Origin of the sequence: Streptomyces sp. NPDC050535 (assembly GCF_044457665.1) — a bacterium.
In the GTDB taxonomy this organism is placed as follows: Bacteria; Actinomycetota; Actinomycetes; order Streptomycetales; family Streptomycetaceae; genus Streptomyces.
In genome coordinates this window covers 220,018-240,738 of the sequence record NZ_JBITHE010000007.1, presented here as the reverse complement: position 1 = coordinate 240,738, position 20,721 = coordinate 220,018, and the positions used below count along the sequence as shown (strand labels likewise).

21 protein-coding genes and 1 pseudogene are annotated in these 20,721 nt (G+C 68.2%); 7 read left to right on the top strand and 15 right to left on the bottom strand.

Annotation, left to right across the window (positions count from 1 at the left end):
• Positions 1-45: 45 nt before the first annotated feature.
• A complete protein-coding gene (locus ACIBLC_RS18585) occupies positions 46-831 on the bottom strand; it encodes an ABC transporter permease (protein WP_399212043.1) in 786 nt (261 codons plus the stop codon).
• Positions 828-1,784 (bottom strand): ATP-binding cassette domain-containing protein, encoded by a 957-nt coding sequence (locus tag ACIBLC_RS18580; RefSeq protein WP_399212041.1) that lies wholly within the window; start codon positions 1,782-1,784, stop codon positions 828-830. Before ACIBLC_RS18580 ends, ACIBLC_RS18585 begins: the two co-directional genes overlap by 4 nt.
• A 153-nt stretch (positions 1,785-1,937) precedes the next feature.
• Here ACIBLC_RS18580 and ACIBLC_RS18575 point away from each other — a divergent pair, with 153 nt between their 5' ends.
• A complete protein-coding gene (locus tag ACIBLC_RS18575; protein WP_399212040.1) occupies positions 1,938-2,654 on the top strand; it encodes a TetR/AcrR family transcriptional regulator in 717 nt (238 codons plus the stop codon).
• Between the two features lie 79 nt (positions 2,655-2,733).
• Here ACIBLC_RS18575 and ACIBLC_RS18570 read toward each other — a convergent pair whose 3' ends face one another.
• The 11 genes from ACIBLC_RS18570 to ACIBLC_RS18520 all read right to left on the bottom strand — a co-directional run bounded on the left by ACIBLC_RS18570 (position 2,734) and on the right by ACIBLC_RS18520 (position 13,794).
• Complete coding sequence (locus ACIBLC_RS18570) at positions 2,734-3,987, bottom strand: NAD(P)/FAD-dependent oxidoreductase (RefSeq protein WP_399212038.1); 1,254 nt, start codon at positions 3,985-3,987, stop codon at positions 2,734-2,736.
• Positions 3,988-4,027: 40 nt separating this feature from the next.
• On the bottom strand, positions 4,028-5,035 hold the full coding sequence (locus ACIBLC_RS18565; RefSeq protein WP_399212037.1) for a methyltransferase: 1,008 nt from the start codon (positions 5,033-5,035) through the stop codon (positions 4,028-4,030).
• A 51-nt stretch (positions 5,036-5,086) separates the two neighbouring features.
• Positions 5,087-6,025 carry an aromatase/cyclase gene (locus ACIBLC_RS18560; RefSeq protein WP_399212036.1) on the bottom strand — a complete coding sequence of 313 codons (939 nt, stop codon included), beginning with the start codon at positions 6,023-6,025 and terminating at the stop codon, positions 5,087-5,089.
• Positions 6,026-6,098: 73 nt separating this feature from the next.
• The gene (locus ACIBLC_RS18555) at positions 6,099-7,304 is read right to left on the bottom strand and encodes a cytochrome P450 (protein WP_399212035.1); all 1,206 of its coding nucleotides are present in this window, start codon (positions 7,302-7,304) and stop codon (positions 6,099-6,101) included.
• Positions 7,301-8,122 carry a class I SAM-dependent methyltransferase gene (locus ACIBLC_RS18550; RefSeq protein ID WP_399212034.1) on the bottom strand — a complete coding sequence of 274 codons (822 nt, stop codon included), beginning with the start codon at positions 8,120-8,122 and terminating at the stop codon, positions 7,301-7,303. The genes ACIBLC_RS18555 and ACIBLC_RS18550 overlap by 4 nt, the downstream gene beginning before the upstream one ends.
• Positions 8,123-8,132: 10 nt before the next feature.
• Positions 8,133-8,801 carry a TcmI family type II polyketide cyclase gene (locus ACIBLC_RS18545; RefSeq protein WP_399212033.1) on the bottom strand — a complete coding sequence of 223 codons (669 nt, stop codon included), beginning with the start codon at positions 8,799-8,801 and terminating at the stop codon, positions 8,133-8,135.
• Between the two features lie 11 nt (positions 8,802-8,812).
• A complete protein-coding gene (locus ACIBLC_RS18540; protein ID WP_399212032.1) occupies positions 8,813-9,070 on the bottom strand; it encodes an acyl carrier protein in 258 nt (85 codons plus the stop codon).
• Positions 9,071-9,229: 159 nt separating this feature from the next.
• On the bottom strand, positions 9,230-10,552 hold the full coding sequence (locus ACIBLC_RS18535) for a ketosynthase chain-length factor (protein WP_399212031.1): 1,323 nt from the start codon (positions 10,550-10,552) through the stop codon (positions 9,230-9,232).
• Complete coding sequence (locus ACIBLC_RS18530) at positions 10,549-11,808, bottom strand: beta-ketoacyl-[acyl-carrier-protein] synthase family protein (RefSeq protein ID WP_399212030.1); 1,260 nt, start codon at positions 11,806-11,808, stop codon at positions 10,549-10,551. The genes ACIBLC_RS18535 and ACIBLC_RS18530 overlap by 4 nt, the downstream gene beginning before the upstream one ends.
• Before the next feature lie 133 nt (positions 11,809-11,941).
• Positions 11,942-12,730, bottom strand: a complete 789-nt coding sequence (locus ACIBLC_RS18525) for an enoyl-CoA hydratase/isomerase family protein (RefSeq protein WP_399212029.1) — start codon at positions 12,728-12,730, stop codon at positions 11,942-11,944.
• Positions 12,730-13,794 (bottom strand): 3-oxoacyl-ACP synthase III family protein, encoded by a 1,065-nt coding sequence (locus tag ACIBLC_RS18520; RefSeq protein WP_399212028.1) that lies wholly within the window; start codon positions 13,792-13,794, stop codon positions 12,730-12,732. Before ACIBLC_RS18520 ends, ACIBLC_RS18525 begins: the two co-directional genes overlap by 1 nt.
• A gap of 185 nt (positions 13,795-13,979) precedes the next feature.
• On the opposite strand from ACIBLC_RS18520, the gene ACIBLC_RS18515 reads away from it, so the two are divergent.
• Positions 13,980-15,047, top strand: a complete 1,068-nt coding sequence (locus ACIBLC_RS18515; protein WP_399212027.1) for a ketoacyl-ACP synthase III family protein — start codon at positions 13,980-13,982, stop codon at positions 15,045-15,047.
• 138 nt (positions 15,048-15,185) lie between these two features.
• A complete protein-coding gene (locus ACIBLC_RS18510; RefSeq protein WP_399212026.1) occupies positions 15,186-16,190 on the top strand; it encodes an acyltransferase domain-containing protein in 1,005 nt (334 codons plus the stop codon).
• A gap of 64 nt (positions 16,191-16,254) precedes the next feature.
• Here ACIBLC_RS18510 and ACIBLC_RS18505 read toward each other — a convergent pair whose 3' ends face one another.
• Positions 16,255-16,452: a hypothetical protein gene (locus ACIBLC_RS18505; protein WP_399212025.1), complete on the bottom strand. Its 198-nt coding sequence runs from the start codon at positions 16,450-16,452 to the stop codon at positions 16,255-16,257.
• Positions 16,453-16,472: 20 nt separating this feature from the next.
• Positions 16,473-16,601 (bottom strand): annotated as a pseudogene (locus tag ACIBLC_RS18500) (helix-turn-helix domain-containing protein); the annotation flags it as partial.
• Positions 16,602-16,960: 359 nt separating this feature from the next.
• Between ACIBLC_RS18500 and ACIBLC_RS18495 the strand changes: the two are divergent.
• The 4 genes from ACIBLC_RS18495 to ACIBLC_RS18480 all read left to right on the top strand — a co-directional run bounded on the left by ACIBLC_RS18495 (position 16,961) and on the right by ACIBLC_RS18480 (position 20,463).
• Positions 16,961-17,719: a BTAD domain-containing putative transcriptional regulator gene (locus ACIBLC_RS18495; protein ID WP_399212024.1), complete on the top strand. Its 759-nt coding sequence runs from the start codon at positions 16,961-16,963 to the stop codon at positions 17,717-17,719.
• Between the two features lie 613 nt (positions 17,720-18,332).
• Positions 18,333-18,767 carry a hypothetical protein gene (locus ACIBLC_RS18490; protein ID WP_399212023.1) on the top strand — a complete coding sequence of 145 codons (435 nt, stop codon included), beginning with the start codon at positions 18,333-18,335 and terminating at the stop codon, positions 18,765-18,767.
• Between the two features lie 228 nt (positions 18,768-18,995).
• The gene (locus ACIBLC_RS18485; RefSeq protein ID WP_399212022.1) at positions 18,996-19,811 is read left to right on the top strand and encodes an SOS response-associated peptidase; all 816 of its coding nucleotides are present in this window, start codon (positions 18,996-18,998) and stop codon (positions 19,809-19,811) included.
• Between the two features lies 1 nt (position 19,812).
• A complete protein-coding gene (locus ACIBLC_RS18480; RefSeq protein WP_399212021.1) occupies positions 19,813-20,463 on the top strand; it encodes an alpha/beta family hydrolase in 651 nt (216 codons plus the stop codon).
• The last annotated feature ends 258 nt before the right edge of the window (positions 20,464-20,721 follow it).

The following is a 20,721-nucleotide window of genomic DNA, read 5'->3' as shown; positions in this document are numbered from 1 at the left end:
TCCTCTGTGTCGTGACGGTTGGTTGCTGGTCAGGTGGGCGTCCGGCTACAGACCGGCGCGGGCGAAACGGCGTACCGACAGCGGTACGAAGATCACCAGCAGCAGGGCGGACCACAGCAGGCTCGCGGTCACCGGGTGGGCCAGCGGCCAGGCGGCGTCCGGTCCGGGAGCGCCGGGATTGCCGAACAGCACCCGGGCCGCCGCGACCGTCGAGCTGATCGGGTTCCAGTCGCAGATGGCCTGCAGCCATGAGGGCATGCCGTCCGTGGGTACGAACGCGTTGGACAGCATGCTGATCGGAAACGTCAGTGGCGCCAGGCTGGTCGCGACCTCGATCGAGGAGACCGCGAGGCCGAGAAAGGTGCCGACCCACGACATGACGTACCGGAACAGCAGGAGCAGCCCGATCGCGGCCAGCGTCGGTCCGACGCCCTTGTGTGCCCGCCAGCCGACGGCAAGCCCGCAGACCAGCATCACCGCGAGCACGAACGTTCCGGTGAGCCCGTCCGCGCCGGACCGGCCCAGCGGCACGGACGCACGGGTGGTGGGCATTGAGCGCAGGCGGTCCATCACCCCGCTCTTCTGGTCCATCGCGACGTCCACCATCGCCGAGGACATGGCGGGGACAGTGGTCATCACGAACAGCCCGGGCAGCAGGTACTCGCGGTAGTTGCCGCCGCCCGGTACGCCGATCGCGCTGCCGAACACGAACCCGAACAGCACGATGAACACCGCCGGCATCACCAGCATGGCGATCAGGTTGCCGGGTTGGTGGCGCAGTCGCAGGAGCTGGCGCTGCGTCAGGGTCCAGCCGTCGATCAGGGTGGTCATGCCATCACTCCCGGAGTCCCGGCCGGTTCCGCGGGTTTGGCCTGCTTGCCGGTCAGCGACAGGAAGACGTCGTCGAGGCTCGGCCGGCGGATGCCGACATCACGGATCACGACGTTGGCCGCGTCGAGTTCGCGCACGACCCGTGGCAGCGTCGGCACCTCGCCGACGGCCGCGACCACGATGTGCGTCCCGTCCGCCTCCGGGCGCTGACCGGTGAGCCGTTCCAGGACCGCCATGGCTCCCGGCAGATGGTCAAGGGAATCCGTTTCGACGTCGATATGACTGCCGATCTCGGATTTGAGCTCGGCCGGGCTGCCCTCGGCGATCAAGCGGCCGTGGTCGATCACGGCGACGGCCGAGGCGAGTTGGTCCACCTCGTCCAGATACTGGGTGGTGAGCAGCACGGTGGTGCCCTCGGCCACCAGGTCGCGGATGGCGTCCCAGATCCCCAGTCGGCTCCGGGGGTCGAGACCCGTGGTGGGCTCGTCGAGGAAGAGCACCGTCGGGGCCCGCAGCAGGCTGGTGATCAGGTCCAGGCGGCGAAGCATGCCGCCGGAGTAGGTGCCGACCAGCCGGTCGCCGGCGTCGGCGAGATCGAACCGTTCCAGCAGCTCGTCGGCGCGTTGCCGGGCGCCGCGGACGCCCAGCCGGGCCAGCCGGCCGAAGATCCGCAGGTTCTCCCGGCCGGTCAGCTTCTTGTCGAGCGCGGCGGCCTGGCTGGTGAGCCCGATCGCCTCGCGAGCCTTGCCCGGTTCCCGGGCCACGTCATGGCCGGCGACGACGGCCTGCCCGCCACTGGGCCTGGTCAGCGTGCTCAGTATCCGCACCAGGGTGCTCTTGCCCGCGCCGTTGGGGCCGAGCAGGCCGTAGACGGTGTTCGGTAACACCGCCAGGTCCAAGTTGTCGAGCGCTACGACTTCGCCGAACTCCTTCCGCAGCGCTTTCGTGTACACGACCGGGTTATCCACAAGAGTCCACTCCGCTTCAGTCCACTCCAGTCCGTTCCAGTTCACTTCCAATAACTGGGTACGGTGTATGCGGTAAACGAAAGTAGCAAACTGCGGTCGGTGTACGCAAGTGGACGGGAGCCGTTTAGACTGGCTCCCGTGGTCAACCCGAACCCGATCATCTGGATGCGCCCCGAGAAGCCCGCACGCGGCCCGGCACCGACGTACAGTCGCGGGCAGATCGCCGCCGTGGCGGTCGAGATCGCGGACTCCGAAGGCATCGACGGCGTATCGATGCGACGCATCGCCAAGGAACTCGGCACCGGTGCGATGACCCTCTACCGCTACCTTCCGGCCAAGGAGGACCTGTACGCGGTGATGGTCGACCAGGTGGTCGGCTTCGAGCCGCAGGAGCCGACCGGCGACATCCGCGCCGACCTCGCGACCCTGGCGCGCCGCTACCGGCAGACCCTGCGACGGCATCCCTGGCTCGCCCAACTCCTGGCCGGCCGCCCGATCATCGGCCCCAACGTCCTGTCCGCCAAGGAGCGCGACCTCGCGCTGCTCGATGGCTGCGGCCTGGGCATCGAGGGGATGCTCGACGTGCTGAACCTGATCCAGCACTGGGTCAACGGTGCCGTGCAGGCCGAGCTGAGCGAGTGGGCGGCCGGGCGCAAGTCAGGCCTCGACCGGCACACCTGGCAGCAGCGCATGGGGCCGTATCTCAAGACCATGCTCGCGACCGGTGAGTTCCCGCATCTGGGCCGGATGGTCCAGGAGTCCGAGTTCGCCGAGACCGACGAGCTGTTCGAGAACGGGCTGGCGATACTCCTGGACGGTGTCGAAGCCCGGCTTTCGCGCGTCGGGGAGTCCTGATCGGGTTTTCTTTCCGAAAGCAAACTCCTGGGCGGATGGCGACGGCCGGCGGGGCAGCCCCGCCGTCCGCTCGCTCAGCTCACGCCCGCCCCACTTGCAGGGACTCGGTCCCCAACGGGTCGAACCCGGTGACATCCGGCAGTGCCTGGATGCCGGAGATCATGGAGGCGAAGCCGCCCTGGAGGTTGTCCCTGGGAACACGGGCCATTTGCTGCGCGCGCTCCATGTACATCTTCCGTATCCGCGTCGGGTCGTAGAAGAACCGGACGAACGAAAGAAACTCGTCGAACAGCTGCCGGTAGACCGTCTGGTACCGGTCCAGTGCGCGGGCGGTGTCGGCCGGGTTCTCCAGCGCGGCGTCCAGGGCCCGCGCCGCCATCCAGGCTCCGGAGGTGCCCAGCCACACGCCCTGGGAGAACAGCGGATCGATGAATCCCGCCGCGTCACCCACCGTGAGCCAGCCCGGCCCGTGAAACTGCTCGCACACATGCGACCAGTCACGGATGGTGCGTACCGCGTCGACGCGTTCGCCACCGGCGATCATCCACTGGGCGACCTCGCTCGCGGCAACCGCGTCTTCGAACACCTGCTGCTGGCTGCGCCCGTCGGCGGTCTTCGCCGTCATCTGGTCCACCGGCAGCACATGGCCGAGGCTCAGCTTCTCCCCGGTGACCGGTATTCCCCACAACCAGCCACCCCCCTTGACCGACTCCACGAGGATGTCGCCCTGGTTGCCGTCCGGCAGCGGCTTGTAGGGGCTGAAGTAGCTCCAGACCGCGACGTTGCGCAGGTCGTTCTGCCACGAGACGTCGGCGAGATTGCGGGAGACGGCCCGGCTCTGGCCGGAAGCGTCGACGACGAAACGGGCCGCCACCCGGTGCTTCTCGCCGCCGTGTTTGTACGCGACCCCCCGCACCTCACCGTTCTCGCCGGTGAGCACCTCGGTGACCTGTGCCTCTTCCCGCACCTCGACGCCCAGTTCCCGCGCCTTGTTCAGCAGTAACTGGTCGAACTCGCTGCGGACGACGTGCCAGGAGTGGTCGTACAGGCCCGCCTGGCCGAACGAGATGCGCCAGGGCTCGGGTTCGCTGCCCCACACCAGGGTGACGCCGTACTTCCACTGGAACCGGGCGTCGAGTTCGTCGATCAACCCCAGCGCGTCCATCACCGGGGTCACGCCGGTGATGAGGGACTCCCCGATGTGGTAGCGCGGAAAACGCTCGCGTTCGAGCAGGAGGACATCGCGACCGGCCTTGGCCAGCAGAGCGGCGGTCGTCGATCCGGCCGGTCCACCGCCGACCACGAGAACGTCGTACTGCTTGGTTTCTGACATGACTCGGAACCCTTCCGTAGGTGGGTGCGCCTGATGTGGATCAGGAGGGGAGCAGTTCGACGACGGAGAGCGAGCCCACCGGCGTGACCGAGGTGACCTTGAGCCCGGCGGATCCGGCCAGCGCGCCCAACTGGTCGAGGGTGTGCTGCCGGCCGCCGAAGTAGCACAGCATGCGCAGGTCACCCTCTGTCTGCTGGGTGAAGCCCTGGTCCTTGAAGTGATCCACGACGAGCACCTTTCCGGTCTCCGACGCCGCGTCGGCGCACCGGCGCAGGATCTTGAGCGCTTCCGGATCGGGCCAGTTGTGCAGGATGCTCGACAGCAGGTAGCCGCCCCCTCCGGGAGGAAGGGCGTCGAAGAAGCTGCCGGACTCGGCGTCGGCCCGGTGCCCGAGGCCGGCCTCGGCGAGGGCCTGTTTGGCGCGGGCAACCGCTCCGGCCAGGTCGACGACCGTTCCCCGCAGGCCGTCATGGGCGCGCAGGATGGCGATCAGCAGGCTGGCGTCGCCGCCGCCCACGTCGACGACATGACCGAGGCTGCCCCAGGGGTAGGCGTCCGCCACGGCGGGCGCGTTCGCCGTCAGCCGGGATCCCATCAGGGTGTCGAAGGACCTGGCACGCCCGTTGTCGGCCGACAGGTCCTCCCAGAACGTCAGGCCGAAGTGGCGCTGGAACGCGGGCTCGCCGGTACGAACCGTGTGCAGCAGTTCGACGAAGCCCAGATCGGCGTGGCCGACGGCCCCCTCCAGATCGAACCAGGCGCGTACCCCCTCGGGGTGATCCTCACGCAGGTGCTCACCCGGAGCCGTCAGGCCGTAGGTGCCGGGCTCCACCTGCGACAACACGCCGGCGGTCACCAGATGGTCCAGCAGTCGTCCCAGCGTCTCCCGGTCGGCGTCCACGACCGCCGCCAGCGCTTCGGTTGTCCGGGTGCCGCCGGCGATGTGGTCGGCCAGCCGCAATGTCGCTGCTACCCGGATGGACATCGGGGTCAGCAGGTCGGCTGCCGCCCACAGGCCCCCGCCCCGTCCGGTCGTCTCCTTGGGCAAGGCGTCTCCTTGATCGATGGTTGTCGGCGGTTGTCGGCGGTTGTCGGCTGTTCACACGCCTGCCCGCTCCTCCGCGAACGTCTTGGCGAGGCGGAGGTTGCTCATGCTGTTGGCGCTGAGCAGGCGTCGCAGGTACCGGCGCGCGTCGGCGACCGTCGTCCCGTCTCCCAGCAGGGACAGCGCAGAGCGCTTGATCGTGACGGTGTGCCGGGCTTCGGCGATGACGCCTTCCGGCGTCTCGGTGAACCGCCAGTGGCCGGTGTGCGCGTCCAGCAGCGGGGGAGGCGTGATCTGCTTGTAGACGATCAGGTGGGGCGGCAGGCAGATCCGCACCGAGCGGGTGCGCGCACTGGCGCCCGACGACATGGTGTCCATGTCGAAGAACTGGATGTTCGGCACCTCCTCGGACAGGACGAGCGCCGCCACGTGCGGGATGCGCTCGGGCCACAGATCGGCCCGGTACAGATAGTCGTAGGCGTCCTCGACGGAACCTGCGACGAACAGCGGGTCGGCGAAGGAAAGAACCAGCTCGTCCCTCTCCGCCTGCCGTTCCGCCGCTTCGCGCAGGAGGTCGAGCTGTCCCTGGCCGTCCTGGGTGATCCCCTTCAGCAGCGGGCCGAGGTCGGCGTCGGCGGGCGCGTCGACGTAGTGGCGCAGCTCGACCTCGGTCCGGTTCGGCGCCACTTCGGTGAACACCCACTCCCCGCGGATCCCGGTGGCCGGCGGCTCGGCTTCCTCCTGCTCGAACGTGATGCGGCGAGCCGCGCGGTCGACCCGGCGCAGGACTCGCCAGGTGCGGACGGCGGAGTCACCGGACAGTGACCAGTGCTGGATCAGCTCCCCGCGCTCTGTGGCGCGGAGCCGCTCCGCGTGCACGGCGGTCCGGTCGAACTGCGGCCATCCCTCGACAGCCGCGACAAGATCCAGTGCCGCGTCACAACCGGCGTCGATGGTCGCGCCGTGCTTGACCTGCTGTTGTGTACTTGACATGACAGTCACCTCGCATGCGTCGTATGTCCAAAAGCATCTGGAAGTGTCTGGAAGCCGAACTCGGGGAGCGGTGCTACCAGGTGACCGGCAGTTCGCTCGGGCCGAACGACTGCTGCGAGTGGTACTTGAACTCCAGTTCCGCTTCGGCCACGGCCAGCTCAAGCGTGGGAATCCGCTCGAACAGCGTCGTGAAGACCATCCCCAGCAGCACCGGCGCCAGGTGGGCCCCCACACACCGGTGCGGCCCGTAGCCGAACGCGAGGTGGCTGGTGGGACGCTCCCGCAGGAGATCCAGCCGGTTGGGGAACGGGCACACCGCCGGATCACGGTTGACGGGCAGGGTCGGGACCGCCACGCCGTCACCCGCCCTGATCAGCGTGTCACCGACGCGCACGTCCTCCAGGGCCAGCCGCAGCGGGGTGGCGTCGTTGATGGAGAAGTACCGGAGCATCTCGCCCACCGCCACCGTCATCCGGTCCGGTTGGCCGAGCAGCACCGCCCGCTCGTCGGTGTGGGTCAGCAGGGTGAGTACGCCCAGCGACACCATGGTCGCGACCGAGTGATGGACGCCGAACGCCAGCGCCAGCACCAGGCTGGACAGCTCGTACCGGTCGACTTTCCCGTACTCGGCAAGCTGCTGCTCGATCGCATGGCTGACGATGTCGTCGCCCAGGTGCTTCTCCTTCTCCGCGAGGACGTCCGCGACGTGCTCGTGCAGGCGCGCGGCTGCCGCCACCTCCTCGTCCTCGGTGCCGGCCGTGACCACCAGGTCCCAGATGTTCTGCCGCATCGTGACCAGTTCGGCCGTCGGCAGGCCGAGCAGGAGTTCCTGCAGCCGCCACGCGACCGGGTACGACAGCTCCTGCACCAGGTCGACCGGCTTCTCCGGCCGGCCCAGCACCGCGTCGATGATCTCGTCCACGGCGCCCTGGAGGCGGGGCCGTGCCTCCGCGACCCGTTGCGGGGAGAGCTCCTGGACGACCGGCTTCTTGGCCAGCGCGTGCTCCCTGCCGTCCATGTTGACCAGGAACGGTGCGCAGTGCTTGAGCTTCTCCATCGGCCGCGGTGACAGCCTCGGGAAGTCCGGCAGCAGCTTGTTCGCGCTGAACCGCGGGTCGGACAGCACCAGCCGGGCGTAGTCGGGGTTCACCACCAGCCATGCCAGGTGGCCGGTGGGCATACGCACCCGGCCGATCCCCCGTTCCCGCAGCGCCTCGTACTCGGGCGGCAGCAGGCCGGGCTCCTGGCGCCGGATCGGATAGCTCAGTACATCGGTCATGCGGGCACCTCGTTCAAGGCTCGGACGATCGTGGTGTAGGTGAGGTACGTGGTCATCGCGAACTCGGGGTCGAGCAGGTTGCTGCGGATGGTCTCCAGGTCGTCCGGCGTCAGGTGCGCGTTGACCCTGAGATGCGGTTCGAGCATGAAGGTGTGCAACCGGGCCAGCAGTGCGCTCGGTGTGCCGCCCTGTCCCGTGTCCCGGAAGAGCTTCGTGGAGACGTCGTAGCCCGCGGCGCGGAGCACACCGGCCGTACGGGGGGCCCACGCCAGGTCCATGCCGGTCCGCTCGCCGAGCGTGTGCACGGCGTCGTGGCAGTGCTGCCAGATCTCGGTGGTGTGCTTGTCGGCGGGTGTGGCCACCATCCCGGCCGCGCAGTTGCAGTACCAGTCGGTCAGTACGAGTACGCCACCTGGCCGGAGGTGACCGGCCAGCCGGACGGCGATCTCCTCGCGCTCGGCGAGGTGCATCAGCACCAGCCGGGCGTGGATCAGGTCGAAGGCCGGTTCCGGCCACGGGTCGGTGGTGACATCGTGCTCGATCACCTGGATGCCCGGATGCTGCGGAACGTGCTGCGGCTTGGCGTCGCTGGCGATCACCTGGCCGGTGCTGCCGGCCCGGTCGGCCAGCCACCGGGCCACCGATCCGTCACCGGCGCCGATGTCCCAGCACCGCCGCCCGCCGCCGGCACCGAGCCCGTCCAGGACTGTGAAGGTCTCCCGGTTGAGGATGTCCGACAGCAGGCTCAGCTGCTTCGGCGCCTCGGGTCTGGAGTTGTCGAACCCCTGCTCTTCTTTCTCGGCCGTCGCCTCGTACATACGCGTCTCCCTACTTCGCGGCCCAGTGGTAGAAGCGAGTGGCCAACGCCCCGCCCTCCGGCCTGTACGGCGGAATGATCTTCTTGAGGTCCTCGACGAGCTGGAGGAAGCGGGGGTCGGGGTCGTCCCACACGGCGCTGATCACCTTGCGGCTGTCGGCGTGGGCGAAGTCCTGGATGTGCAGGTAGATACCGCGGTACAGGTAGATCTGGCGGCGCAGCGTGCCCATCGTGTGCGGGAAGTCGGTCGCGTCGGACTCCGCGAACAGCCGCGACGCCTGCGGGATGTGCTCCTGCTGCTGGGTGTTCACGATCACCGCGGAGTGCGTCTGCTCCAGGTTGTCCAGTCGCTCGGCCGGCCACAGGTAGAAGCGTGTGGCGGTCGGCCGGTCGGTCGGGCCGTCCCAGGTCGCGGGGGCGGCGTACTCGCCGAGGTACGGCGCCAGGCGTTCGTCCAGCCGCGTGCACCGGGGGTCGGTGGTGGTGATCCGGTGGGCCTCGGACGCGTCCGCGACATCCCAGTCCTGGATCTGCACGAACAGATCGCAGTAGCCGTAGACCTGCCTGCGGCGCAGTTGGGGCAGTTCGGGCGCGAACTCACCATCGAAGTCCTGAAGGACCTTGGTGACGTCGTCGATGCCACCGCTGTCGAACGTGTGGACGGTGACGATGCTCGGCATGTGTCTTCTCCTCACACCGAGGTGGACAGTTGCTCGTTGACCACCTGGACGAACTGGTCCGGGGTCTCGGCCGTCGCCATGGTCTCCTCGGGCAGGCTCACGCCGAGCTCCCGCTCGATCCGGCTGGTCGTCTCCATCAGGGCGAGCGAGTCGTAGCCGAGATCGCCGAACGTGGTCGCGCTGATGTCTCCGTCCAGGACGCTCGTCTCGTCCTCGCCCGCTGCCTCGCGCATGTACCGAACCAGGTCGGCAAGGGTGAACGTGGTCATCTCGTTTCCTCTCCAGGGAAGTTGCCGTACGGGTACTGCCTGCCGGCGAGTCGCGATCTGCGCGGGGATCCGCCCGGCAGATCGCGACTCGCGGCGTTGGGCCGTCGCGATGGGGTGGGTGTGCCATGGACGCGACGACATCCGGCGGCGCGACGATGGTTACGCCTGCCGCCCGGACCATGGGCCGGAGGACCGGTCCTCCTCCTTCGCCACGGTGATGCCGGTTCCGGCCAGCACGACCGCGGAGTTCAGACCGTCGCCGCGGGCCAGCACCAGCGCGGTTCGCAGCGACGCCTCGCGAGGCTCGCCGAGCACCACGTCCAGCCGGTCGGCCGGGACCGTCTCCGTCACGTTGATCGTCGGCGGGATGACACCGTGCCGGAGACTGAGCAGTGCCGTGGCGATATCGAGCGCGGGACCACCGGAGTGCAGCCGCCCCGTCATCGTCTTCGGCGCGGTGACCGGAACCGCGTGCGGGCCGAACACGCCGGTGATGGCGGCGGCCTCCGCGCGGTCCAGCTCGGCGACCCCGCACGCGTCGGCGAACACCACGTCGATGTCGGCCGGCGACAGCCCCGCGTCCCGCAGCGCGATCTGGATAGCCCGCCGCAGCCCCGGCTCCCGGCCGGAGTCCGGCGGGGGGTCGAAGGTGGACCCGTATCCGGCGATCGAGCCGTATGGACGGGCACCGCGGCGGCTCGCGGCCTTCGCGTCCTCGACGATCATGATGGCGCCGCCCTCACCGGGGAGGTAGCCGCTCGCGGCGGTGTCGAACGGCAGGTAGGCGCGGGCGGGGTCGGGATTCGTACTGACCTGCCGGGTGGTCAGTTCGGTCACCCAGCCGAGCGGACACATCGCGCTGTCCACCGCGCCGGAGATGACCAGTGGCAGGCCGTCCCGCACATAGCGGCGCGCGTGCGCGACCGCGTCCGCCCCGCCCACATGTCCGGTAAGTACGCCGCCCGGGCCGCGCAGACCGTGCCTGATCGAGATCTGCCCGGTGTTCGCCGCGTAGAACCAGGCGAACGAGATGTAGGCGCTGATGTGCTTGCTGCCGAGGCTCCACAGCTTCTGCAGCTCCTCCTGGCTGAATTCCAGGCCGCCGACGGAGTTGCCGGTCACGGTGCCGACCCGGTCCCGTGGCATTGCCCCCAGATCGACGTCCGCGTCGGCCACGGCCCACTCCATGGCCATCAGCGCCAGCTTTGTCGTATGGGCGGTCTGCGGAACCAGCCGCCCCGGCAGATGCTCGGCGGGATCGTAGGACTCGACCTCGCCGGCCAGCCGCACCGGGTATCCGGAGGGGTCGAACCGGGTGATCCGGCCGATACCGCTCTCGCCGCGCAGGACGGCGGCCCAGTACGCGTCCGTCCCCAGGCCGTTGGGCGCGGCGATCCCGATGCCGGTGACGACCGCACCGGGCAGGGTCTCGGCCACGCCACCCGCGGCCGTGTCCCGGGTGAGGGCGCTCCGCGCGGTCACGCGGCCACCTTGTTCAGCACCATGGCGCTCTGGAAGCCGCCGAAGCCGCTGCCCACGGTCAGCACCGTCTCCAGGGGTGCGGGACGCGCCTCGTTCGGCACGTAGTCGAGATCGCATTCGGGATCGGCCTCGTGCAGATTCGCGGTGGGCGGCACCAGGCCGTACTCCAGCGCCAGCACGCAGGCCGCGATCTCGATCGAGCCGATGGCGCCCAGCGAGTGACCCACCATCGACTTGATCGAGCTGACGGGTGTCCGGTAGGCGTGCTTGCCGAGGGTCCGCTTGAACGCTTCCGTCTCGTGCCGGTCGTTCTGCCTGGTGCCCGAACCGTGCGCGTTGACGTAGTCGATGTCCGACGGGGCGCGGCCCGACATGCTGATGGCCGCCGTGATCGCCGCGGCCATCTCCTCCCCCGTGGAGCGCAGCCCTGTCATGTGGTAGGCGTTCGTGCGCACCGCGAACCCCGAGAGCTCGGCGTATATGTGCGCCCCCCGGCTCTTCGCCCGCTCGTACTCCTCAAGCACCAGCATCGCCGCGCCCTCGGCCAGTACGAACCCGTTGCGGGTGCCGTCGAACGGGCGGCAGGCCCGTTCCGGGGAGTCGAGGCGGGGCGTGGTGGCCTTGATCGCGTCGAAGCAGGCCACCACGATCGGCGAGATGGGCGCGTCGCTGCCGCCGGTCACCATCACGTCCGCCGATCCCTCGCGGATGAGCCGCGCGGCATGGGCCACGGACTCGATCCCGGCGGTGCAGCCGGTGGAGACGACCGCGGCCGGGCCCTCCGCGCCCACCGCCCAGCCGACCTCGGCGGCCAGCGAAGTGGGGACCATGTAGTTGAACAGGTGCGGGACGGCGTACTCGTGGTCCACCAGCCATTTCCGGCCGCCGTCGCTGAGCACGTTGTACTCCCGGTCGAGGCTGGCCGTGCTGCCGATCGCGCTGCCGACCGAGACACCCATACGTGTCGGGTCGAAGTCCTCGTGCTCCATGCCGCTGTCGGCGAACGCCTCGCGCGTGGCGGCGACGGCGAGCTGGACACAGCGGTCCATCCGCCGGATCTCCCGCGCCGTCAGTCCTTCCGCGGCCGGGTCGAAGTCGCACTCGGCCGCGACCTGCGACCGGAACGCGGACGCGTCGAACATCGAGATCCTGCGCGTCGCGGTGGTCCCCGACGACAGCAACTCCCAGAACTTCTTGGTGTTCCCACCGCCCGGCGCTCGCACGCCGATTCCGGTGATGGCCACACGCCGGGTCATCGCGACTCCTTTAACGGTCTGGACTCTGGTATCGGTGTTCGACGCAAACCGTCGGAAACGGATGTCTCCATACTTGGCACTCCCGATCGAGACGGATTCAAGATTGGGCTTATCGCCAGGCCAGGAGGCTGCGTCAGGTCCGGGCCGCCGCACCGAAGCGTGCCGGGCGGCGTTCGACGAACGCCCGGATGCCCTCGCGGCTGTCCGCGGTCGCACCGCACGCGGCCAGTGCGTCGGTCTCGGCATCGAGTTGCTGTTCCAGGGTGCGGACCGGACCTTTCCGCGCGAGTGTCGTTATCGCACCCGAGGCTTGGCGTGGGCCGTCGACCAGCCCGCGGGCAAGGCCGGCGAGCTCGGCCGTGAGGTCGTCCTCGTCGACCACACGGCTGGCCAGACCCCATGCGAGGGCCTCCTCCGCCTCGAGAACCCTGTTGGTCAGCATGAGATCCATGGCGCGGGCGTGGCCGACCGTCCGCGGCAGCGTCCAGGACATCCCGCCGTCGCAGGACAGACCGATGCCGGTGTATGCGGCTCGCATCCGCGCGGTGCGAGTCAGCACGATCATGTCCGCGGTCAGAGCCAGGCTCATTCCGGCGCCGGCCGCCCAGCCCTGGATGCCTGCGACAACGGGCACGGCGGCGTCTCGCAACGCCGACTGGAAGTCGTGCAACAGGCCGGCCGACCGCCGCAGGTGCTCGCTCGGGTGTGCGGCGGCCGCAAACCCGTCGATGTCCCCACCGACGCAGAAGTTCGCGCCGCTGCCGAACAGGACCACGCAGCCGACGTCCTCATCGAGCTCGCGGGCGCTCGCGGCAAGCTCGCCGAGCAGCTCCTGGGAGAGCGCGTTTCCGCGGTCCGGTCGGTCCAGACGCAGCCACAGCGCCCCTCTGTCCCGATCGACCCGCAAATGCCGGGCCGGCATCACGGCACTCGGAAGCAGAGGGTGCCCCACAGGTAACCCGCACCGATTGCCGAGATCACCATCAGGTCACCGGACGAGACATCGTCGCGCCGCATGGACCCATGCATGGCGGTGTACACCGACGCCGCACCGGTGTTGCCCAGCCAGTCGACGGTGATCGGCGCACTGTCCTCGGGAAGCCCGAGCCGCCGCAGAACCTCGGTGATGATGTTCAGATTCGCTTGGTGGACGAAGATGTGTTGTACGTCCGTCGGCTGAAGTCCGATGGCGGACAAGGCACTCGAAATGCTCTCCGGAAGTCTCTTCGTGGCCTGCTGCCACACCGTGCGTCCATCCATCCGCAGGAACTGGCCGCCGTCCGCAGCGGTCTGTGCGGTGGTCGGCCGGCTGGCACCACCCGCGGCGACCTCGACGCTGTACGACAGATCGGCACCGAGGTCCCAGGCCAGTAACCCGTCGCCGGGGCCGCAGGTGCCGAGGACCACAGCTCCTGCGGCATCACCGAAGAAGACCCGCGTTCTCCGGTCGGTCGGGTCGGTCAGCCGGCTCAGGCAGTCCGCGCCGATGACCAGGACGTATCGGAAGGCCTGGTTCTGCAGCAGGTGACTGGCGAGGAACATCCCATAGACACCTCCCGCGCAGGCGACCTGGTTCAGGTCGATGGGCACCGCACGATCGGCTCCGAGTTTTTCCTTGACGATGAGGGCGGTGGACGGCAGGGGTTGATCGGGGGTGATCGTGCTCAGCACGATGGCGTCGATGTCCTCCGCGGCGACATTCGACGCCTGGAGAGCCGAGCGGGCCGCTGCGAGACACATGTCGGAAGTGGACATGTCGCTGTCGAGGAAGCGGCGCTCGATGATTCCGGTATGGTCCCGGATCCACCGGTCGTCAGTGTCGAGATTCGCCGATATTTCGTCGTTGGTGACTATCTTCTTCGGGATGTAAATCCCCGTGCCGATGATACCGGTGGAGATTCCCAGATCTTTCGCCGTACCCCGAGTGGTCCAGGCGTTGTGACGAGCATCCACACCGCCTGTAAGCACACTGTCAGCTGACATCATCTGCTCTCCCCTCGCGGCTTTGCGATACGGACGCATCCTTGTCAGACGTCGTCGACAGTCACTCGATGTTGATCGGACGGGCGCTGCGACGTGGGTGTCCAGGACCGAGCGAGCAGACCTTGAGCGGACGTCGAGCAACAGCGCGGACCATCCAGTGGCGCAGTCTCGGCGAACGGGAGTCCTCGATGCGTTACGACCAGCTCTACATCTCTGGGACCGGCACGTGGTTGCCTCCAGCAGTCGCCACCGATGAAGCCGTCGCAGACGGTCGTTGGACCAGGGCCAGCCGCGCACGGGACGGCATCGTCTCCGTCACCGTCGCCGGAAACGACATCCCACCCGAAATGGCCGCTCGGGCGGGTCGGCGCGCGCTGGCTGCCGCCGGCTTCGGTGCCGACGACGTCGACCTGGTCCTGCACTCATCTGTGCACCACCAGGGACTCGACCTCTGGGCGGCAGCGTCCTTCGTCCAGAATCAGGTAGTTGGCAACACCTGCCCCGCTTTCGAGGTTCGTCAGATGTCTGCCGGCGGGATGGCCGCGCTGGAACTCGGCGCCGCCTCGGTCGCCGGCCGCTCCCGCCCGTGGTCCGCGGACGGGCCCCGCGCCGCGTCCCGGCCCGCGGTCGCGTTGCTGACGGCTGCGGACAAGTTCTGCCTTCCCGGGTACGACCGGTGGCGTTCCGAGAGCGGGATGGTGTTCGCGGACGGCGGCTCGGCGCTGGTCCTGTCGAACCGTGCTGGGTTCGCCCGGGTGCGCAGCGTGGTCACCGTCTCTGATACCGGACTGGAGGCGCTGCATCGCGGCGACGAGGCGTTCACGGACGCCCCGTTTCTCAACGGGCCTCCGGATGCCGACAGACGAGTGCGCGACTACGTACGCGATCACGGTCGCGCGGACACGCTTGTGAGGTTGCGAGCCGGTCAGGACGAGGCGCTGAAGGCCGTCCTCGACGAGGCCGAGACCACCTTGGGCGAAATCGACTGGTACGTGCTTCCCAACTTCGGGTTCGCACGCCTGGACGCCGCGTACTTCCGTCGCTTCGAAATCGATCCGGACCGTACGACATGGCCTTGGGCCAAGACCGTTGGTCACCTTGGCGCCGCTGACCAGTTTGCCGGTCTCCACTACCTGCAACGGGCCGGGAAGCTCCAGCCGGGCCAGCGCTGCCTGCTTTCCGCTGTGGGCTCCGGCATGTCCTGGACCTGTGCCGTTATCGAGATCGTCGGCGATGCGATGGCGGCTGCGGGCTGAGCTCGGGCGCTGCTCAGCACTGTTGCCGCCGGCATCAGCCGTTTCCCTCGGCCGAGCCTCGAACCGGGCTCGACTGCTCCGCGAGCCGCGCCGACTAGGCATGGGCAGGCAGACTACGGGCAGCCAGAGGGAGCCTAGATGACGGGGAGCAGGCAGGTGGCCTTCCTGTTTCCTGGTCAGGGATCGCAGTATCCGAGGATGGCGGCCGGGCTCTACGGCGCGGTTGATGTGTTCACGGAAACCATGGATCGCGCGTTCGACCTGCTCGGAGACGACGGTGCCGCGCTCCGCCACGACTGGCTGTCCGACTCTCCTGGCGACCGGTACGACAACGTGACCGTGGCCCAGCCTCTGTTGTACGCGGTCGAGTGCGCTCTCGGGAGAATGGTGCTGGACTGGGGCGTTCGGCCGGCCGCGTTGCTCGGGCACAGTGTCGGAGAGATGGTCGCGGCCACCTTGGCCGGCGTGCTCGACTTCGACGACGGCGTGCGGCTGATGGTGGATCGGATCGAGCACTACGCCGCGTCCCCGCCGGGCGGCATGCTGGCGGTCTCCGCCTCCGCGGCCGACATCACACCATTTCTGTCCGGCACGCTCGCGGTCGCCGCGGTCAACGCCGAGCAGCAGACCATGATCGCCGGGGGCCGAACAGAACTGGCCGAGTTGGCCGAAACGTTGCGGTCCAACAGGCTCACCTGCATCACCGTGCGCGCGAAACAGGCCTTCCACAGTCCCGTGGTGGCCGACGCGGCAGCTGCCACGATCGCCGGATGGCGGACGGTAAGCCTGTCCCCGCCGCGTGTCCCGATCTATTCGGCGTACTTGGGTTCCGTGCTGGATCCGGAGACGGCGGTGGACCCGGTGTTCTGGGCACTCCAGCCGGCCAGACCGGTGCTGTTCTGGCCGACCCTCGACGCGTTGCTGCGGGACCGGAAGCTGCTGCTCGCAGAGATCGGTCCGGGGCGAGGGCTGACCACCTTGGCGCGCCGGCACCCGGCAGTGCGGACGGGCGACGTCGAGGTCCTCAACCTGCTGCCGGTCCGTGCCGGCACCCGGAACTCCGAGCTCGATGGCGCCCGCAGAGCGGCGGACCGATTCGCCTCCGATGGCCATATGCGCCATGCCGCCGTTATCGCGCCATGACCAATCAACGGAGGCGAAGCAGGCCGTGCTACTGAGGTTGAACTCGCAGTGGCGGTCCGGTCGATCATCCGGCACTCATGATCAGTCCGGTTTCGGTGAGGCAACCGTCGATCAGCTCCGCTCGGTACCGGATCCTCTTGCGCTTGAGCTTCATGACGCGGACCAGGTGGTCGAGGTCGGCGGCGGCGAAATCGGCCAGCCCGCGCTCGACCAGCGACCAGAAGCCTTCCTGCGGGTCGAGGGGCTCAACAGTTCCACGCACATCGGCCCCTTCGGCCGCAGCGCCTCCACCCCGCCCTCGCGCCACGTCCTGCGCCACTTCTCCACCTGGCGCTCCCCGACCCGCAGCTCACGTGAGACGTCCATGGTCTTCTCGCCGCGCGCGAACCGCTCCGCGGCCTCCAGCCTCAGCTGCTCGCGAGCTGCCTATTTCTTCGGCGTCAGTCCGCCACCCTGCGCATACCGCATACCTCCGGCATACCGCAACGATCACGAATCGTCAGACCCACGCCCGCCACAGCGAGTTCGACCCCAGTTCCCGGTGAGGCCTAAGCGGCCGGCGCATGCCCAGGGTGTCCTCAGGTGGAAATCTGAAACTTGACCGAAATATTTGCGGTCGTCGCCGTGGTTGCCGGCTTTGGAAAAATGACCAGAACTGAACTGCGAAAAGAATTCTGGATCCCATATGCTGAATACTTGTGCGTCATTTTCGACGTCTGAGATGAGTGGGTATCGAACCTTCGCGAATAGGTTAAGGGGGAAACGGGGACATGTTGGAATTCTTCCTGCTCGGTGAGTTATATATCCTGTACCAAGGTGCCGAACTCCCCTTCGTGGCGCCAAAGGCGAGTCAGGTACTGGCCCTTCTATTACTACAGGCCAACCGCCCGGTCGACTTGCAGACCATCATCGAAGAGTTGTGGAACGGAAGCCCGCCGCGCAGCGCGGTCACCACGGCGCAAACCTACATCTATCAGCTGCGCAAGATGTTCCACCGCGAGGTCCGGGAAAGCGCAGCGGGGATCTTGCTCACCCGCCGGGAACGAAGTTATCTCCTGCGGATCCAGGTGGATCAGCTCGACGTGGCCCAGTTCGAGCAGGCGGTCGGCTCCGCACGGGCATTCCTTGACGCTGGAAGGGTCGAAGAGGCGCTGGCTCGGGTGCAGAATGCGCTGTCCATCTGGCGAGGCCGCGCCCTTGCCGACATACCACTCGGCCCGCACCTCGAGGCACACGTCGTCCGACTTGAGGACATTCGGATCCAGGCTCTTGAGCTGCGAGTTGAGGCAGAAATGCAGCTCGGCCGGCACCGCGAAATGATCGCCGACCTCCGGTCGGTCACCGCAGCGCACCCACTGAACGAATGGTTCTACGAACAGTTGATGCGCGCGCTGAGTCTCTCCGGACGGCGCGGCGAAGCGCTACAGGTCTATCAGGACCTGCGTCACCTGCTCGGCGAGGAACTGGGCATAGACCCTTCCCCTGCACTTCAACGGATGCAGTACGAGGTGCTGAACCTCCCCGCGTAGCGTGGAGGCCGCGACCGGAGGGACGGCTGAGGGTCGTGGGATCCAGGAAGCGCACTACAACGCAGAGTTCCGCGAGGGAGCGGTACGGATCGGAGCAATGCTCAGGAGCTGTGGATCATTTCGCCGCGGAGCGTGCGCAGGGCGTACCTTCTCGGATGATCTACAAGTCTCCACCCACGTGTTCAGCCCTGCGGAGATCATCACGGCGCTGGATGGGCCGGAGCACCGGGTGACCACGGGTAAGTGGGGGCGACACCACGCTCCAGGCGCTCAACGCGGCCGCCGACAAGTACTCCGACGTCTGCCGGGCGATTGATCGGAAGTCGTTGATCAGCTGGTCGGACTGGGTTGACGGGTATTCAGGTTCGCTTGTTCGGCCGTTCTCCGTGCTGTGCGCCCCACGCGCTCACGAGGTTGCCCGCGGCTCTGATTTCTCCAAGGCCCTGGAATCGGAGGTGAAGAATGAGGCGTCTGGAGGAATGCGTGCGCAGAAACTGATCCTGGAAACTCTGGTGGACCGTGTGAACGCCCGGTTCGGGGACAGGCGGCATGCTACCCACGCGACCTTCCTCAGTGAGGGGGCCGAATACCCGTTCTTTCCTGATCCCCGGTAATGGAAGGATCTCCGCGGGAAGGGGTTTCCCTCGCCGAACAGCAGGCCGCGCGGCGCGCGCTGGACGAAGGCCACGAGATCGGCCGTGGCGGTACGGGGTTCGTCGGCCGCATGACCGAGCTCGGAGTGCTGAATGCCTGGATGTCCGCGACGGACTCGCCCGGACGGTGGCTGGCCATCACCGGAGCGCCGGGCTCCGGTAAGTCGGCGCTTCTGGGTGAGTTCCACCGTCGCCTGGAGGAGCGGGACCACAATGGAGAGCCCCTTGTGGACGGAACGGAGGACCTGCTGGCGGACTTGGTCGACACGGTGGGCACCGCGGTGGAGCAGGTCTACTCCTGGTACGTGGACAATTACCCCAGCCGGTGGCGCGGGTTCCCCGAGTTTGTTCGTCGTCGCCTCGACCAGAGGGTCGGTGACCGAGGAAACCGCTGACCAACAGGGAGGGGAGATTTTTACTCCGTGCGTTCCCCGTGGTGGCGAGCCCCATGTCCTGAAGATCTCCCGTCGGCGCTGACCGCGTTGTAGGTTCAGGTTTCCATGAGCACGGGGTCCCGCGAAAACACGCGGGTCCGCGCCTGGCGCCGATCCGGCACCATGCTGACTGGTGCTGATTGAGGCGGAATTTTCTAGCGTTTCCGCAGGTCAGATGGGTGGTTACAGATGTGCGGACGGTATGCGGCGAGTCGTGGGCCCGAGGATCTCGCAGGAATCTTTGAGATCGAGAAGTGGGAGCCCGAGGAGGCTCTTGCCCCCGATTTCAATGTGGCCCCGACCAAGGAGGTCTACGCGGTTCTCGACCGTCCGGTCAAGGACGCCGACACCTCGGAACCGGTTCGCCAGCTCCGCACACTCAAGTGGGGACTCGTCCCGTCCTGGGCCAAGACGCCCGAGGGCGGCGCCCGGATGATCAACGCGCGCGCCGAGACCGTCCACGAGAAGCCCTCGTACCGCCGCGCCTTCGCCGCCCGGCGCTGCGTCATCCCCGCCGACGGCTACTACGAGTGGGTCACCGGCGCCGGCGAGCGCGATCTTGAGGTCGAGGGCAAGAAGAAGCGCCCGCGCAAGCAGCCGTACTTCGTGACGCCGGCCGACGGCTCGGTCTTCGCGATGGCCGGGCTGTACGAGTTCTGGCGGGACCGGACGCTTCCCGACGAGCATCCGCTCGCCTGGTGGGTGACGTGCTCCGTCATCACGACCGAGGCCGAGACCACGCCGCTCGCGGTGGCCCCCGCCGACGGGCCGCGCGTACTGGCCGACATCCACCCCCGGATGCCCCTGATGCTCACCCCGGATCGCTGGGACGCGTGGCTGGATCCCGCCCGGACGGAGGTCGAGGACCTGCGGTCGCTGCTCACCGCGCCACCGGCGGGGCTGATGCGGGCCTATCCGGTGTCCACGGCCGTGAGCAATGTGCGCAACAACGGTCCGGAGCTGTTGAAGGAGCTGGAGGGGCCCGAAGAGGGCACACTCTTCTGACGTGAGTTCTGACACGGGTTCCGATGTGACCGAGCTGGTTGAGACGGAGGCCGGGACCGGCCGCGTCACCTGGCACAGGGCGGCGGGCGCGCGGCTTGTTCTCGCCGTCAGCCATGGGGCCGGCGGAGGTGTCGAGGCGCGGGACCTCCAGGTGCTGGCGCGGGTGCTGCCCGCGCACGGGGTGAGCGTCGCGCTCGTCGAGCAGCCGTGGCGGGTGGCGGGTAAGAAACTGGCGCCCGCGCCCAGGACGCTCGACGTGGGATGGCGGGGGCTGTGGCCCGCGGTCGCGAGCGCCGGGCTTCCGGCCGTCGCGGGCGGGCGCAGCGCGGGAGCCCGCGTGGCCTGCCGTACGGCGGTGGAGCTGGGGGCCGCCGCGGTGCTCGCCCTCGGTTTTCCGCTGCATCCGCCGGGCAGGCCCGAGAGGTCGCGCGCCGGGGAACTGCTCGGCTCCGGGGTGCCCACCCTCGTCGTACAGGGCGGCAGTGATCCGTTCGGGAAGCCCGAGGAGTTCCCCGAAGGGGCGTACGAGCTCGTCGAAGTGCCCTACGGCGATCATGGCTTCGCCGTCCCCAAACGGGCGCCGCTCGGCCAGGACGAGGCCCTGAAGATCATCACCGACGGTGTCGTGAAGTGGACCTCGTCACTCGCGTAACGCCCGGGAATGTTGAGCGGCGGGCCTCTGTTGTGCCGATACAGACAGCACGGAACGGGTGCTGGACCGTTCGTACGAGAGGAAGTCCGCCGCATGGGTTCGACCATCTGCCCGAGCCGCAGCAGCAGCGCTGACCTGGACTGGACGGTGCTGCATGCGGGTAAGAACGCGCCTATTCGGGCGGCGGCGGGTGTCGATGTTCGTCTATCCTCCGATTCCAGTGGGACCGGTTTCGGTCTCGCTACGTCGCTGGAGGAG